Raw genomic sequence first — 16625 nt, forward strand, 5'->3', positions numbered from 1 at the left:
GCTCGATCGGGGGTGGGGGCAGCCCCACCCGGATTCCGGGGGCGCCCCGGGCTGATCACCGCGCCGCCGTCGACCAGCATGAATGGGGTCGGAACGCACGTGAATCGCGGAAACGGAGCACCGGATGGCGCCGGAATTGTTCGACCTGCCCGCTGCCTCACTGATCCTGCTGCTCGGCTTCGCCGCCGTGCTGCTGTCGGGGGCCACGCCGCGCCAGGTGTGGGCGCCCGCCGCGACGGCGGCCGGCGCCTCGCTGGTGCTCTCGCAGGTGGCGCACACCGGTGCGGCGACCGGATTGCTGGTCTTCGCCATCGGCGCGGCGATTGGACTGGACCAGGCGCTGGCCATGCTCCGCCAGGACCGCCGCCGGCTGCGGAAACTGGCTTCCCGCCCGCATGCGCGGCACCTGCTGGCCAACCGGCAGCGCACCACCACCGGTCAGCCGGTGCGGCTCGCGGGCGCCGCGGTGGTGGTCTCCACCGCGACCCTGCACCTGGCCGTGCACCACGTGGTCACCGCGGTCCCGGCGGATTCGGCGGCGGTGCCGGTGGTCGCGGTGGTGGCCTGCCTGCCGGTGCTGCCCGCGGTGCTGGGCAGGCTGCGGTCGGCGGCGCTGACCCGGGTGCCCGCGCTGGCGTCACGCTCCGGAGCGCGCGTGCTCTCGGTTTCACACGATCCGCGCGCCGGAATGCTCCTTTCGGTGGTTGTCCTGCTGGCCACCGCGTTCGCCGCGCTGGCAACATGAAGGAAATTCACGCAATACCGGAATTCTAGTTTTTCCCTTGGATTCCCTGTGCCCCGCGCGGCCTGAGTATTCGGTAATGTCGTTTCCGTAACCGATGTTGGTTTGTGTTGGTTGACGGAGGCCAGGCGTGGCGACTCGCGGGACGGGTGTTCTGGCCCAGCTGCCGGATCCGATGGGCCGGGCGGCCGAACTCGCCGCCCTGAGCGCCGCCGTGCGCGAGCCCGGCGGACCGCCGCTGGTGCTGGTCCGCGGTGCGCCGGGGGCCGGGAAGACGAGCCTGCTCCACGCGCTGCGGCGTGAGGTGGGGGACGGCCGGACCGTGCTCTACGCCGCCGCTCCGGCCGAGGCCGAGCCGTACGGCGTGCTGCGCGAACTGATGGTGCCGCTGGGCGGGATCGACGACGTCCTCCGCCGGCCGGAGGCCGACCGGTTCGCGCTGCTGGCCGACGTGATGTGCCCGCTGATGCGGGCGGTGGACCGCGGCGGGCTGGTGGTGCTGGTCGACGACGTGCCCTCGGCGGACGAGGAATCCTTGCGGTGGCTGGACTTCCTGCTCCGCCGGTCGGCCGGGCGGGCGCTGCTGGTGGTGGCGACCCTCGGCCAGGGCGATGCCGGCCGGGCAGCCGGGCTGGCCGCCGAGCACGAACTGGCGTCGCTGCGGCTGGACCCGCTGCCCGAGGCGGAGGTGCGGCGGGCGGTGGTGCGGGCGCTGGGCGCGGTGCCGGACGGCGGGTTCACCGCGGCGTGCGCCCGGATGTCCGACGGCAACCCGCGGCTGCTGCGCCGCCTGCTCGACGAACTCGCCGCGCGCGGGGTCCGGCCGGACGCCGCCGCGGTACCGCGGGTGGTGGCGGCAGGGGAGCGGCTGCTCGCCCTGGTCGTCCGCGACTACCTCACCAGTCGTCCGGCGCACGTCGGCGTCGTGCTGCGGGCGCTGGCCGTGCTCGGCGATGCGGGCCCGGCCGATCTGGCGACCCTGCCGGTGCTGTGCGATCTGCCGGACGCGCTGATCGCCGAAGCGGTGGACACCCTGCGCCGGGACGAGGTGCTGCGGCCGGAAGCCGCTCTGGTGGCCCATCCCGAGTTCGGCCGCGCGGCGCTCGCCCAGGTACCGGACGGCGAAGTGGTCCGGCTCCGCTGGCACGCCGCGGCGGTGCTGACCGATCAGGGCGTGCCCGCCGCGCGGGTGGCGCACCTGCTGATGGCCCTGCCCGAACTGCCCGAGCAGTGGATGCACCGGGTGCTGTGCCAGGCCGCCGCGTCGGTGCGCGGTGAGGACCCGGACGCGGCCGTGCGGTACCTCTCGCGGGTGCTGGACTGGGCGCCGGACGACGCGGAAACCGTGGTGCGCCTGGCCGAAACCGTGGTCGGCACCGATCCGGCGGCGGCGATGGCCTTTCTCGGCCGGGCGATCGACCGGATCCCCGACGTCCGCGTGCGCGCCCGGCTCGCGCACCTGTTCGGCGCCTCCGCGCTGGCCGCCCGGCGGGCCCCGGAGGCGTTCGGCGTGCTGGACCGCATGCTCACCGAGTTCGACGCGAAGCGCGGTGGCCGGGCCGACGAGGGCGACCACGACCTGCGCGGCCGCATCCAGGTCGCGCTGACCACGGTCGGCCTGAGCGAGGAGGCCACCACCGCCCACGTGCTGTCGAGGTTGCCCGAACCCCAGTCGGACAGCTGTTCCCACGGCAGCCGCGTGCAGGGCGGGCTGACCGCGTACACCACCATGCTCGCCGGGCGGGACGCCGCGGCCGTGGCCGCGCAGGCCCGGCTCGCGCTGGTGCAGGGCCTGCCGTCGCGGTACCCGCCGCCGATCATCGCCGCCGCCACCGCGCTCACCTTCGCCGGGGAACCGCAGGAGGCGCTCTCCGCGCTCAACCGGCTGCTCAAGACCGCGGGCGGGCCGGTCAGCCGGACCGCGCTCGCCGCGCGCGCCACCGTGCTGGAGGGGCTCGGCGAACTGCCCGACGCCGCCGCCGACGCCCAGTCCGCGATGCACGGCGCCGCCGAACTGGAGGGCATGGTCGCCGAGGCGGTGGTGCCCTCGGTGCGGCTGGCGTCGGTACTGGTCAAGATGGGGCAGCCGGACCGGGCGGAGGCGCTGCTGGTCCGCACGCGCTGGCCGCACTTCGGCTGGATGTACCCGCAGGCCGTGCTGGTCTCGGCGGAGGTGCTGCGGTTGCGCGGCGATCACGCCAGCGCGCTCGCCATCCTCTTCGACTGCGGCAACCGGCTGGCCGAGGCCGGGGTGCGGAACCCGGTTTTTGTGCCGTGGTGGCTGGAAGCGGCCTGCCTGCTCGCCGAACTGGACCGGCACGCCGAAGCGGCCGCGCTGGCCGAGTACGGCGAGCAGGCCGCCCGCGACTGGCAGACCGAGGAGAGCGCCGGGCTGGCGCTGCTCGCCGCCGGGGTGGCCGCGCGCGGGCGGCGGTCGCTCGACGTGCTCGCCGAGGCGGCCGACCGCCTGTCCGGCGCGTCGGCCCCGCTCAGCCACGCGCGGGCCGAGTTCCTGTTCGGCCGGGCGTTGCTGGCCCACGACGACACCAAGGGCGCGCGGGCGCACCTGCGGGCCGCGATCACCGTGGCCACCCAGTCCGGCTACCTCGCGCTCGGCTCGGCCGCGCGGGAGCTGCTGGTCTCGGCGGGCGGGCGGATGCACACCGTGCTCGGCGGCCGCCGCCTCGGCGCGCTCAGCGGCAGCGAGTTGCGGGTGGCCGAGCTGGCGGCGGCGGGGGAGAGCAACCGCGAGATCGCCGACCGCCTCTTCGTTTCCCTGCGCACGGTGGAAACCCACCTGTCGAGCGTGTACCGGAAGCTGCGGATCGGCCTGCGTGACGAGCTGCCCGCCGCGCTGCGGGCGCGGTCCGAGGGGCTGGGTGCGTGAGCGAACTGCTGGTCGACCGGGATGCCGAACTCGAGGTGCTGGCCTCGGTGGTGACCGGGCTGGCGGCGGGCCGGTCGGCCTTCGTGCAGATCAGCGGTCCGCCGGGGGCCGGGCGCACGGCGCTGCTGCGGCAGGCGATGGCGGTCGCCGCGGCCGAGGACGTGCGGGTGCTGCACGCGGCCGGGATCCCGCACGCGCCCGGCGGGTTCAGGACCGGGAACGACGTGGTCGGCACCTTCGCCGCCGGGCTGCCCGCCGAGTTCACCGCGGGCGAGCCGGTGTCGGTCGCCGCGCTGTGCGAGAACTTCGTCGCCGCCGCGCGCCAGCGCCCGCTGATGCTGGTGCTCGACGACGCGCAGTGGATGGACGACCGGTCGTGGCTCTGGCTGCGGGCGTTGCTGCGGCGGCTGAGCTGGGCGCCGCTGCTGGTGGTGGTGGCGATCAACGAACTGGGCTCGCCCGCCGAGTCGTTCACCGGGGAGCTGGGCGCCGAGGCCACCGTGCACGAGTCCGTCCGGCACGTGCTGCGCCTGCGCCCGCTGACCACCGCCGGGGTGCGGCGGCTGCTCAGCGCGAACCCGGGCGAGCCGGTCGATCCGGGGGCGGCGGCCGAGGTGCTGCACAACTCCCGCGGCGTGCCGTCGGTGGTGCGGGCGGCGCTGCTGGCGGCGGCGGGTTCGGCCGATCTCGCCACCGGGGCGGCCGAAGCCAGGGGCGACTGGGTGAGCCGGGTGATGCGGGTGCTCGCGCCCGAACCCACCGCGCTGGCCAGGACCGCCGCCATCTGCGGGGACGACTTCGACTGGCAGCTGGTCTGCGCGGTGTCCGGGCTGCCGCCCGCGGTCGCCGCGCGCGCGGCCGCGGTGCTGCGGCGGCTCGGGCTCGCCGACGACGGCGGCCCGGCGCGGCCGGTCCGGTTCACCGAGCCGGCGGTGGTCGAGCGCGTGCTGGCCGGGATGCCGACCGAGGAGCGGGCCGAGCTGTTCCGCCGGGTGTTCGCGCTGGGGTCGCGTGCCGGTGCCGAACCCGCCTTCCTGGCCAGGGTGGTGCTCAGCGCCCCGACCGGAGCGCCGGGCACCGGGGCCCTGCTCTATGGCGAAGCCCGCCGCCTCCACGCCCGGCGCAGCCATGAGGAAGCCGCCCGCCTGCTCGAACGCGCGTTGCGCGAACCGGCCGAGGAAGCGGCGAAGGCCCGGCTGATGGTCGAACTGGCCGCGGTCGAGGCGGTCACCGCGCCGGAAGCCAGCGACCGCAGGCTGGTCCGGGTGCTGCTGGGCAGCGGGCCGGTGGACCCGGCGCTGCGCCTGCGGGCCGCCGACATGCTGGTCTCGCAGGGACGGCCGTCGGTGGCCCGGCGCACGCTCACCGCGGCCGCGCGGCTGGACGGCATCTCGGCCACCGAGCGCGCCACGCTCGCCGCGTTGTGCGCGCTCGCCGAGGAGACCATCCCGGAACTGGACGACTACAGCTTCAGCACCGCACCCCCGCTGCCCGACCCGCCGGACACCCCGGCGAGCGCGGGCGTGGCCGCCTGGCTGCTCGCCGTCCGCGGTACCGACCGGCCGCGCGCGCTCGCGCTGGCCAGGACCGCGCTCGAGGTGCCGAGCCGCCAGGACGGGCCGCTGAGCCCGAGCCTGCTCGCCGGGGCGGTGCTGATGCTCGGCGGCGCGCCGGAGGAAGCCGCCAGGGGGCTCGACGCGATCCTGGTCGAGGCGCGCCGGCGCGGGATGCGCGCGGCGGCGGTGTGGGCGATGCTCACCCGCGGCTCGGTCGCGCTGGTGCAGGAGCGCTGGGACGAGGCGGCCCGCTACTTCGACTGGATGGCGCAGGAACTGCCGGAGCAGGGCTGGCACCCGATGGTGGCCGGGCACGCCAGGGCGCTCACGGTGACCCTGCACCTGCGGCGCAACCGGCCCGACGCGGCCCGCCGGTGCGCGGCCGAGCCGTTGCCGCCCGGGGTGGAGCACAGCATGGGGGGCGCGCAGGCGCTGTTCGCCACCGGGCTGGTGCGCCTGGCCGACGGGGAAGCGGCCGAGGCGCTGGAGCTGTTCCTGGAGAGCGGGCGCCGGATGCTGGCCAGGCAGTGGCTCAACCCGGTGCTGCTGTCGTGGCGGGTGCTGGCCGGGATCGCGTACCAGGCCAACGGGCAGGCGGAGGAGGCGCGGCGGCTGGTGCTGGAGGAGCGGGCGCTGGCCGAACGGTGGGGAGAACCCGGTTATCTGGACCGGGTGAAGGGGATGAGCGCGATCGTGCTGGACCGGACATGAGCGGGCTGATCACCGTGCGGCGGCCGCCCCTGCTCGAACGCGAGGGCGAGCTGGCCGTCGCCGAAGCCGCCGCCGCGGCCGCCGGGGACGGCTCCGGTTCGGTGCTGCTGGTCGGCGGGCCGCCGGGGGCGGGGAAGTCGGCCCTGCTGCGTGAGCTGCCGTCGGTGATCCAGCAGCCGAAGATGACCGTGCTGCGCGCTGGCGGCGCCCGCCTGGAACGCGAGTTCACCTGCGGGGTGATCGGCCAGCTGCTCAACCCGCTGCTGTACGCCGCGCCCGCCCCGGTCCGCGACACCTGGCTGACCGGGACCGCGGGCCGCGTCTGCGCGCGGCCGGACGACGGTTCGCCGGTGAACGGCATGATCCGCCGCGACATCCCGCACCGGCAGCTGCTGGCCGGGCTCGACGCGCTGCTGGCGAACATCAGCGCCGACCGCGGCCCGCTGCTGGTGCTGGTCGACGACGTGCACTACGCCGACGAGCCGTCGCTGCGCTGGCTGACGCACCTGGCCCAGCACGTGCAGCACCTGCCCGTGCTGCTGGTGTGCTCGATCCGCGAGGGCGACGCGCTGGCCGACGAGCCGCTGGTCCGCCAGCTCGCCGAGGCCGCGACCACCACCGTCCGGCCGCGCCCGCTGTCCGCCGCGGCGGTGCTGGGCCTGGTCAACTGGCACACCGGCGCGCGGGCCGACGAGGAGTTCGCCGCCGCCTGCCTGGCGGTCACCGGCGGCAACCCGATGTTCCTGGCCGCCGTGCTCGACGAACTGGCCGCCGAGGAGGTCGCGCCGGTGGCGGCCAACCGCGCCCGCGTGCACTCGGCCCGGCCGGTCCGGCTGCGCGACTGGCTGCTGGCGTGCCTGCGGTCGCAGCCGTCGCCGGTGTGGGAGGTGGCGAAGGCGATCACCGTGCTCGGCGAGCGCGCCGACCTCGACCTGATCGGGCGGCTGACCGGGCTCGACGAGGTGGCCGGTGAGCTGGCGCTGCGCACGCTGGCCCGGTTCGGCCTGCTGGTGGGGCGGACCCCGCGGTACGCGCAGGTGCTGGTGCGGGACGCGCTCGACGAGTCGATGACGGTCGAGGAGCGCGAGCGGGCCCACGTGCGCGCGGCCGAGGAACTGCACCTCAGCGGACGGCCCGCGGAAGAGGTGGCCGAACGCCTGCTGGGCGTGCTGTCGGTGCGGTTGCCGTGGGCGGCCGAAGCGCTGCGCAGCGCGGCCGACGCGGCGATCCGCCGGGGCGCGCCGGAGGCGGCCGTCCGGTACCTGCGGCGGTTGCTGCTGGACGACACGCTCGACGACACCGACCGCGCGGCGGCCTACGTCGCGCTGGCCACCGCGGTGGTCGGCGTCGACCGGGCCGCGTCGGTCCGGCACGTGGCGCAGGCGACCGCGTTGCTGAGCGAACCGAGGGACCGGGCCGCCGCGCTGGTCCGGCTCTCGCCCGCGTTGTTCGCCGACGCCCCGCCGTACGTGCGCGACCTGCTCGACGAGGTGATGGCGCAGCTGGGCAAGCACGAACTGACCGGCGGCGACCGGGAACTCGCGCGGCACCTGGAGGCCAGGGCGCGGCACATCGGCTCGGCCGATCCCGCCGAGCTGATGGCCTCGGCGTGGCGGCTGCGCGGGTTCGGCCCGGACCCGGCGGTGGCCACCCCGGCCGAACGGGAACTGCTCACCGTCCTGCTCTACGCCACCACCAAGGTGTCCGGCTCGACCGCGGCCGAGGTGGCCGGGCTCGGGGCCCGGATCCTGCGCCGCGAGCCCGCGACGCCCTCGCACGTGCACGGGGTGCTGCCGCTGCTGGTGGACACCCTGTGCGCGGCCGATTCGGTGGACGAGCTGAGCACCTGGCTGGACAGCGCGCTGGAGCAGAGCCTGGACAACGGCGGCGGGGTGGAACGCGACCTGATCGACGCCGAACGAGCGCTGGTCGCGCTCAACCGGGGCCGCCTGGCCGAGGCCGGGGAGATCGCCCACCGCCTGGTGTCCGGCCCACCGCCGGACTGGGCCCGCACCGGCACCGCGATGCTGGTCCCGCTCTCGCTGACCGCGATCAACAACCGGGACACCGAGCTGATCCGCCGTCTTCTCGCCGACCCGCCGGAGGAAGGCCCGAACGTACTGGTCAACGGGCTGCTCGGGCTGTTGCGGGCGACCGCGGCCGCGCTGGAGGGCGACCGCGAGTCGGCGCTGGCGTTCATCCTGGACACCGGCTGGCAGCTGGAACGGGCCGGCTGGCGCAACCCCGGCCTGTTCTCGTGGCGGCTCTCCGCGGCGGTACTGCACAAGCGCCTCGGGGATCCCGAGGCCGCCAGGGAGATCGCCGAACAGGAACTGCTGCGGGCCCACGAGTGGGGTGCCGCCGCGGCGGTCGGGCGGGCTTCGCGGGTGGCCGGGGACCTGACCCCGGGGCCGGCCGGGCTCGCCCTGCTGCGCGAGGCGGTGGACGTGCTGGAGAAGTCCGCCAACCGTTCCGAGCTGGCCAGGGCCCTGGTGCGGCTGGGCCAGCGCGCCCGGGAGACCGCGCCGGACGAGGCCGCCGACCACCTGGCCCGCGCGCGGGAGATCGCGCTCGACTGCGGTGACGCGATGGCCGAGCGGTGGGCCCGCCAGGCGGGGGAGCGCAAGCCCGGCGCGGGCACGCTGACCCCGGCCGAACGCCGGGTGGTGGAACTGGCCGCGGGCGGCAACACCAACCAGGAGATCGCCCGGTCGCTGGAGGTCAGCGTGCGGGCGGTGGAGAAGCACCTGACGAACTCCTACCGCAAGCTCGGCGTGAAGCGCCGGACGGAGCTCGCCGGGGCCCTGCGCGCCCGCACCTGGTGACCCGCGACCCCCACCCGCACCGCTCCGGGGCAGCCGCCCCAACCCACTGTGAACTGCGCGTGAAGTGCCAGCTCAGGAAGACTTTCACCAACCGTACCGGGGTGGTGTGGTCCGCCCACTGCCCGGCCGGGCGGTGGTACGGCACCACGAGATTAGCCCCGCTTCCCTTCGACCGTGTGGGTTTCGGTTGACTTGATCACCCAGCGTTCCTAGCCTCGGAAACGTATTCGAAACATGCCGCCGGCGCGCGGCGAGGGATCTTTTTCGAGGCAGGGGACGAGTCGATGCATTCGAATGTCGGCGGGCAATGGCAAAGATTCCGGGAAACGGCCGCCGGATAGGTGGCCGCCGACGGGAAGCAGGCGTATTCGATGTTGAACGAACCGATCGCTCCGCCCGCCAAGGCGGGCTGGCCGCTGCACTTGGTGCCGGCCGGGGAATCGCCGGCGGGTGAACTCGCCGAATTGATCGGCTCGCTCGCCGAAGCGGCCCCGCCGAGGGTGCGGGCCCGCTTGCGGGTGTTGCTGGAGAGCGCGGCGGCCGAGCAGGCGGGCGCCGACACGGCCGGCCCGCTGGAGGCCGCGGTGCACCCGCCCGCCGAGCTGGCCGCGCGGCTGATCGCCGACGGCACCGCGCCACCGCACGTGGAACCGCTGCTGGCGCAGCTGTACGTGGTGGCGGTGCTGCAGTCGGGCCCGCACGGGCAGGCCGAACTGACCGAGACGCTCGCGGGCTACGGCCCGGAAACCCTGGTGGCGCCGTGCCCCTCCGGTGCGGTGGCGCTGATCCCGGACGACGACGGCGACCGGTCCGCGCGGATCGTGCAGGAACTGGGCAGGCGGCTGCGGGGCCGCGTGTGGTGCGCGGTGGCCGGGCGGGCCAGGGCCGAGATCCCGGACGGGTACCGGGAAGCGGTCGACGTGCTGAAGCTGGCCAAGGCCGCGGGCAGCGAGCCCGGCGTGTACGGCCGCGACGATTTCCTGGTGGAGTACGCGGTTTCGCAGCACGAGGCGATCGCGGACAACCTGGTGGAGATCATCCGCCCGCTGATGGCGAGCACCGTGCTGCGCGAGACGCTCGGCGTGCTGATCCGCGCCGACTACAACCGCAGCCGCGCGGCGAAGGACCTCTACATCCACCGCAGCACGCTGGACTACCGCCTGCGGCGGATCGAGAAGATCACCGGTCACAACCCGATGACCGGGCGCGGCGCCCAGTTGCTCGGCGCGGCGATGACGGTGTACGCCTCGCGCAATTCCGCCTGAGCTCCACCCAACCCCCAGTGGGTGGAAAAGCACCCCGGTCACGATTGTCGTGGCCGGGGTGCTTGGCGTGCGCGAACGACCGTTCGATTACCGGAAAACTGTGAAAATTCTCAGGCTTTACGGGGGCTGGCCGGATTCCGATTCCTGCGGATAGCCCGTCCTTCGGTGGCGCACATACCTTTCGTGCGGTGATACGCGGAATGGGTGACGACGATCGCGGTGGCTGACCGCTTGATCCCCACCCAGGCCACGCCGGATCCGCCAGAGAGGACACACACATGGCCACCCCCACCGACCAGCGCCCCCAGCTCCGCGTGGTGCACCTGGACGGGCGCACGCTCGCCCTGGACGACATCGCCGGCCTGGCGCGGCGCCCGGAACTGCGCACGGTCGCCCTCGACGAGGAGGCCTCGCGGCGCATCGGCGAGTCGAACGCGCTGAAGCACCGCCTGATCGACTCCGGCACGCCGATCTACGGGGTCACCTCCGGCTTCGGCGACAGCAACCGGCGGCAGGTGTCCAAGCGCAAGACCAGCGACCTGCAGGACAACCTGGTCCGCTTCCTCTCCGCCGGGGTCGGCCCGATGGCCGAGCCCGACGTGGTGCGCGCCACCATGGTGGTGCGGGCGAACTGCCTGGCGCGCGGGCACTCCGGGGTGCGGCCGGAGCTGGTCTCCGCGCTGCTCGACCTGATCAACCACGATGTACTGCCGCTGATCCCCGAGCGCGGCACCGTGGGCGCCAGCGGTGACCTGGTCCCGCTGAGCTACCTGGCCGCCGCGCTGACCGGGCAGGGCCGGGTGCTGCACCGCGGTGAGGAGAAGTCCGCCGCCGCCGCGCTCGCCGACGCCGGCCTGACCCCGCTGACCCTGGAGGCGAAGGAGGGTCTGGCACTGGTCAACGGCACCTCGTTCATGTCCGGGTTCGCCGTGCTGGCCCTGCAGGACGCGGCCGAGCTGGCCTTCGCCGCCGATCTGTGCACCGCGATGACCAGCCAGGTGCTGCTGGGCAATCCCGGGCACTTCGCCCCGTTCCTGTTCGACGCCAAGCCCCACGACGGGGTGCTGCGCAGCGCCGCGGCGATCCGCGCGGCGCTGTACGCCGACACCACCGCCGACAACGGGGTCCGCCGCCCGGACACCGACTTCGCCGAGCTGGAACAGTCCATTCAGGACGCTTACTCGATCCGCTGCGCCCCGCACGTGACCGGCGTGCTGCGCGACACCACCGACTGGGCGCGGCACTGGCTGACCGTGGAGGTCAACTCCGCCAACGACAACCCGCTGTTCGAGGTGCCCGCGGCCGCGGTGCGCAACGGCGGCAACTTCTACGGCGGCCACGTGGCGCAGGCGATGGACGCGCTCAAGACCGCGGTGGCCAGCGTCGGCGACCTGCTGGACCGGCAGCTCGAACTGGTGGTGGACGAGAAGTTCAACAACGGCCTGACCCCGAACCTGATCCCGCGGGTGGCCGACGGCGACTACGAGGCCGGGTTGTTCCACGGGTTCAAGGGCATGCAGATCGTGGCCTCCTCGCTGGCCGCCGAATCGCTGAAGTGGACCATGCCCGCCGCGTCGTTCTCGCGCTCCACCGAGGCGCACAACCAGGACAAGGTCAGCATGGGCACGATCGCCGCCCGGGACGCGCGGTCGGTGGTGCAGCTGGTCCAGCGGATCACCGCGATCCACCTGATCGCCCTGTGCCAGGCCGCGGACCTGCGCGGGACCGAGGTGCTGAGCGCGCCCACCGCGGCGGCGCACGGCGCGGTCCGCGAGGTGTGCGGGTTCCTCGACCGCGACCGGGCGATGGACACCGAGATCGAGCGGGTCGCCTCGCTCATCGCCAGCGGTGAGCTGCGCGCGGCGGTGGAGCTGTACACCGAGGGAGTCACCCGGTGACCGGCGCCGTGGCGGCCACCGCCCGGCTCACCCGCTCCTGGTTGCCGGACGGGAGCCAGGTGATCGGCTGCGCCGAACCGCTCGGCGAGCACCCGCCGACACTGGCGCATTCGCTGCGGTACTGGGCCGGAAGCACGCCCGGCGCGGTGCTGGCCGCCGAGCGCGACGGCGAAGGCTGGCGGGAGCTGACTTACGGCGACGCGGCCGCCGGTGCCGCCGCGCTCGGCCAGGCCCTGCTCGATCGCGGGCTGGGCCCGGCCGCGCCGCTGATGGTGTTGTCCGGCAACTCGCTGAACCACCTGCTGCTCACGCTGGCGTGCTACCTCACCGGCATCCCGGTGGTGCCGACCAGCGTCGCCTATTCCCTGCGCGCCACCGACCACGCCCGGCTTCGCGCCATTTCCGGCCTGGTCCGGCCGGGCCTGGTCTACGCCGAGAACGGGGACCAGTTCGGGACCGCGCTCGCCGCCGTCGGCGCGCCGTCCGTGCTCGCCCAGGACCTGGCGCACCTGCGTGCCACCGTGCCTGCCGGTGAGGTCGAGCGGGCCTTCGCCGCGCTGACACCGGACACCACGGCCAAGATCCTGTTCACCTCGGGGTCCACGGGCATGCCGAAGGGCGTGGTCAACACGCACGGCATGCTCAGCGCCAACCAGCAGATGCTGCGGCAGATCTGGCCGTTCCTGGCGGACCACCCGCCGGTGCTGACCGACTGGCTGCCGTGGAACCACACCTTCGGCGCCAACCACAACCTGCACCTCGCGCTGACCAACGGCGGCAGCCTGTACATCGACGACGGTTCGCCGCGACCCGGCGAATTCGACCGCACCGTCGGCGCGCTGCGGTCGGTGCCGCCGACGATCTGCGTCAACGTGCCCGCCGGGTACGCGCAGCTCGTGCAGCGCTTCACCGCGGACCCCGCGCTGGCCGCGCGTGCGCTGTCGAGGATCGACATGATCCTGTACGCGGGCGCCGACCTGCCCGACGAACTGCGCGCGCGGCTGCGCGAGATCGCCAGGGACGCGACCGGCCGGGACGTGCCGGTGGTGTCCTCGTGGGGGTCCACCGAAACCGGCCCGGCGGCCACCTCCACCTACGGCGGCGCCGACCGGGGCATCGGGGTTCCGTTGCCCGGTACCGAAATCAAGCTGGCGCCGGTCGCGGGCAGGCTGGAGATCCGGGTGCGCGGCGCGTCGGTCACGCCGGGCTACCTGGGGGCCGACTTCACCGACGTGGTGGACGAGGACGGCTTCTACCGCTCCGGTGACGCCGTGCGGATCGCCGACGAGGGCGGGGATCCGCGGCGGGGCGTGGTGTTCGACGGGCGCATCGCCGAGGACTTCAAACTGGACAGCGGGACCTGGGTGGTCTCGGGCAGGCTGCGCAACCGGCTGCTGTCCGCGGCGGGCATTCTCAGCGACGCCGTGCTGGTCGGGGACAACCGGTCCTACGTCACGGCGATCGCCTGGGCGCACCCCGAACGCGTCCGCGAGATCGTCGGCGACGGCCAGGACGCCGCCGTGCTCTCGCACCTGGCCGTGGTGCTGGCGGACCTGAACCAGGGCATGGGCGCGTCGGCCAGGGTGGAACGCCTGGTGGTGACCACCACGCCGCCGGACATCGACGCCGGCGAGGTCACCGACAAGGGGCAGCTCAACCGCAGTGCGGTGCTCCGGCGCCGGGCGGAGCTGGTGGACCTGCTCTACGCCGAATCCCCGGACCGCACCAAGGTCGCCGTGGCCGCTCGGGCGTAGAACGTCCTAAAAGGACTTGAGCGCCCAGTGGCAGCTGGGCGCTCAACCCCGTTACCCGATCCGCTGACGCTCGCGGTCCCGGCGGTGCGGTCGCCGGAAGTTCCCGGCCGGGGTGGTACGGCACCACGAATTTAAGCCCGATTACCGGAGAGTTCCTTTTCCCGGGGCGGCGCGGAAACTGTGAAAATTCTCAGCCTTTACGGGGGCTGGCCGGATTCCGATACCTGCGGATAGCCGGTCCGTCGACAGCGCGCATACGTTGCGGTCGGAGATACGCGGAATGGGTGACAAAGATGGTTGTGCGTACCTGGAACGATCGTGACCGTGAGTGGTCGGCGCTGACCGGCGCGCTCGCCGCGCTGTCCGGTGGCACCGGTGGGGTGGTGCTGGTGGAGGGTGCGCCGGGTACCGGCCGCACCCGGCTGCTGGCCGAGACCGTGGCCGCCGCCGCGGAACACGGTGTGGTGGCCTGCTCGGCCCGCGCCGACGAGCTGACCCAGTGGACGCCGCTGGCGCCGCTGGCCGACGCGCTCGGCGCGACGGTGTGGGCGCTGGGCAGGCCCGACGACACCCCGATGCGCCTGTCCGCCCGCCTGCTCGGCGAGATCGAGGACCGCGCCCGCCGGGCACCACAGCTGATCGTGCTGGACGACGTGCACTGGACCGATCCGATGACGCTGGCCGCGCTGCAGTCCTTCGCGGCCCACCTGCGGGACGCGCCGGTGCTCTGGGTGCTGGCGCGGCGTGACGGGACCGAGCACGGCCGGACCGGTGCCGCCGCGGCCCGCCTGTTCGACCGCCTCGCCGAAGCCGGGGCGCCGCGCCTGCGGCTGGGCCCGCTGTCCGAGACGGCCGCGGTGGAACTGGCCGGGCAGGTGCTCGGCGCCCCGCCCGCTGGCGAACTGGCCGGACTGGTCGCCGAAGCCGCGGGGAATCCCGCGTTGCTGATGGCACTGGCCGAAGGACTGCGTGAGGACAAGGCCGTCCGGGTGCACGACGGGCACGCGGAACTGGTCGTCGCCCGGTTGCCCGCGCGGCTGACCGACGCGGTCGGCGAACGGCTGAGCGGGTTCAGCGCCGACACCCTCGGGGTGCTGGAGGTCGCGGCCGTGCTGGGGCACACCTTCCAGGCGGCCGACGTCGCCGAACTGCTCGGCCGCACCGCCGCCGACGTCGCCCGCGCGGTGCGCGAGGTGGTCTCCTCCGGCGTGCTCACCGACTCCGGTGACGGTGAACTTTCCTTCTGCTGCGGCCTTTTCCGGCGGTCGATCAGCGAGACCATCCCGGCGTCCGTGCGGACCGCGCTGCACCGCCAGGCCGGGCTCCTGTTGCTCAGCCGGGGTGCCGAGGCCCGCGCTTCGGCGGTCGACCACCTGCTCAGCGGCGCGCTGCCGGGGGACACCCAGGCCGTGCGCGCGCTGGCCGTCGCGGCGGAGCGCGTGGTCGACACCGAACCGGCCACGGCCGCGACGATCGCGGAAAAGGCGCTGGCGCTGACCACTCCCGGCGACCTCGAAGTGCCAGAGCTGGCCCTCACCCGGGCGGCGGGACTGCTCCGCTGTGGCCGGTACGACGAGGCCACCGACCTGATCTCCACCACGCTCGTGCAAGCACCCGAGCCGGCGGTGGCGGAACGGCTGTGCACCATCGCCGCCTCGATCCAAATGCTCACCGGCCGGGGCACCGCGTCCGCCGCCGAGCTGGACGCCGACGGCGAACCGGAAACCCGCGCGGTCCGCCTCGCCGCGACCGGTGACCCGAAAGCCGCCCTTGCTCTGTCCGAAGAGGACGGTCCGGTGGGCGCGGTGGCCCGCCAGGTGCTGGCCGACGAGGCCTGGTCCCGCGGCGAGATCGCGGAAAGCCTGCGCCTGAACCGGATCGCCGCCCAGTGCCCGGTGCCGTCGCTGGCCGGTGTCCCGCTGCCGCACCCCGCGCTGGTGCTGGCCGAACGCCTGGCCCAGCTCGGCGAATTCGCCCAGGCCGAACGCGCACTGGCCGACATCACCGCCCGGATCGACCAGGCCGGGCACGTGCCCTTCGCCGAAGCGGCGAAGGCGGCTCGCGCGCGCATCTCGCTCTGGGCGGGCCGCCTCGACGAGGCCGCGCAGGGGAGCGTGCCCGTCGTGCTCGGGGAACTCGCGCTGCGGCGCGGTGAACTCGGCGAGGCCGAACAGCACATCGCGGACTACCGCGAGCAGCCCGGCCACGACCCCGTCGCACTGCTCTGGCTCGAACTGCAGCTGGCCTCCGCCCGCCTCGAACCCGCCGACGTCATCGCGCTGCTCGGGGACTCGCGCCCGACGCAGCCCCTGCTGCTGCACCCGGCGGCGGCCGGGTGGCTGGTCCGCACCGCGCTCGCCGCGGACGACACCGCGCTGGCCGGGCTGGTCGCCTCCGAAGCCGAGGACCTCGCCGAGCGCAACCCCGGTTGCGCGCCGCTCGCCGCCGCGGCCGCCCATTCCGCGGGCCTGCTCCGGCGCAAGGCGGGCAAGCTGCGCGAGGCGGTGGCCGCCCACGGTCACGGGTGGGCGCGGGCTTCCGCAGCCGAAGACCTCGCCGGACTGCTCGCCCGCGACGGCAAGTCCGCCGACGAGGTGGTCCGCGAACTCGACACCGCGCTGGAGGCCTACCAGGCGGCCGGTGCCCCGCGTGACGTGGCGCGGGTGCGCAGCCGGTTGCGGGCGGCGGGGGTGCGGCGGCGGCACTGGACCTACGCCGAGCGCCCGGTGTCCGGCTGGGGCAGCCTCACCGACACCGAACGCGACGTCGCCGAACTGGTCGCGCAGGGGCTGACGAATCGTCAGGTCGCCGCGCGCATGTTCGTTTCCCCGCACACCGTGCACGCGCACCTCGGCCGCATTTTCCGGAAACTGGACGTCAATTCCCGGGTCGAGCTGACCGGGCTGCGGTTCCAGGTCGCTTGAGGCTTTTTATCAGATTTTCGCGGATTGTTCCCCGCGGTCAACAGGGAGATGATGGATTCATGG

At 74.3% G+C, this 16625-nt stretch carries 8 protein-coding genes; all 8 read left to right on the plus strand.

Annotated features, from left to right (window positions below):
* Nucleotides 1-124 precede the first annotated feature (124 nt).
* A complete protein-coding gene (locus JYK18_RS32880; RefSeq protein ID WP_206807294.1) occupies nt 125-745 on the plus strand; it encodes a hypothetical protein in 621 nt (206 codons plus the stop codon).
* A gap of 127 nt (nt 746-872) precedes the next feature.
* Nucleotides 873-3629 carry a LuxR family transcriptional regulator gene (locus JYK18_RS32885; protein WP_206807295.1) on the plus strand — a complete coding sequence of 919 codons (2757 nt, stop codon included), beginning with the start codon at nt 873-875 and terminating at the stop codon, nt 3627-3629.
* Complete coding sequence (locus JYK18_RS32890) at nt 3626-5896, plus strand: AAA family ATPase (RefSeq protein ID WP_206807296.1); 2271 nt, start codon at nt 3626-3628, stop codon at nt 5894-5896. Before JYK18_RS32885 ends, JYK18_RS32890 begins: the two co-directional genes overlap by 4 nt.
* Nucleotides 5893-8721, plus strand: a complete 2829-nt coding sequence (locus JYK18_RS32895; protein WP_206807297.1) for an AAA family ATPase — start codon at nt 5893-5895, stop codon at nt 8719-8721. The genes JYK18_RS32890 and JYK18_RS32895 overlap by 4 nt, the downstream gene beginning before the upstream one ends.
* 371 nt (nt 8722-9092) lie before the next feature.
* Complete coding sequence (locus tag JYK18_RS32900) at nt 9093-9986, plus strand: CdaR family transcriptional regulator (RefSeq protein ID WP_206807298.1); 894 nt, start codon at nt 9093-9095, stop codon at nt 9984-9986.
* Nucleotides 9987-10264: 278 nt separating this feature from the next.
* Nucleotides 10265-11884: a histidine ammonia-lyase gene (gene hutH, locus JYK18_RS32905; protein ID WP_206807299.1), complete on the plus strand. Its 1620-nt coding sequence runs from the start codon at nt 10265-10267 to the stop codon at nt 11882-11884.
* Complete coding sequence (locus tag JYK18_RS32910; RefSeq protein ID WP_206807300.1) at nt 11881-13638, plus strand: AMP-binding protein; 1758 nt, start codon at nt 11881-11883, stop codon at nt 13636-13638. Before hutH ends, JYK18_RS32910 begins: the two co-directional genes overlap by 4 nt.
* A 293-nt stretch (nt 13639-13931) precedes the next feature.
* Nucleotides 13932-16562: an AAA family ATPase gene (locus JYK18_RS32915; protein ID WP_206807301.1), complete on the plus strand. Its 2631-nt coding sequence runs from the start codon at nt 13932-13934 to the stop codon at nt 16560-16562.
* Nucleotides 16563-16625: the final 63 nt, after the last annotated feature.

It is taken from the genome of Amycolatopsis sp. 195334CR (assembly GCF_017309385.1).
Classification (GTDB): Bacteria; Actinomycetota; Actinomycetes; order Mycobacteriales; family Pseudonocardiaceae; genus Amycolatopsis.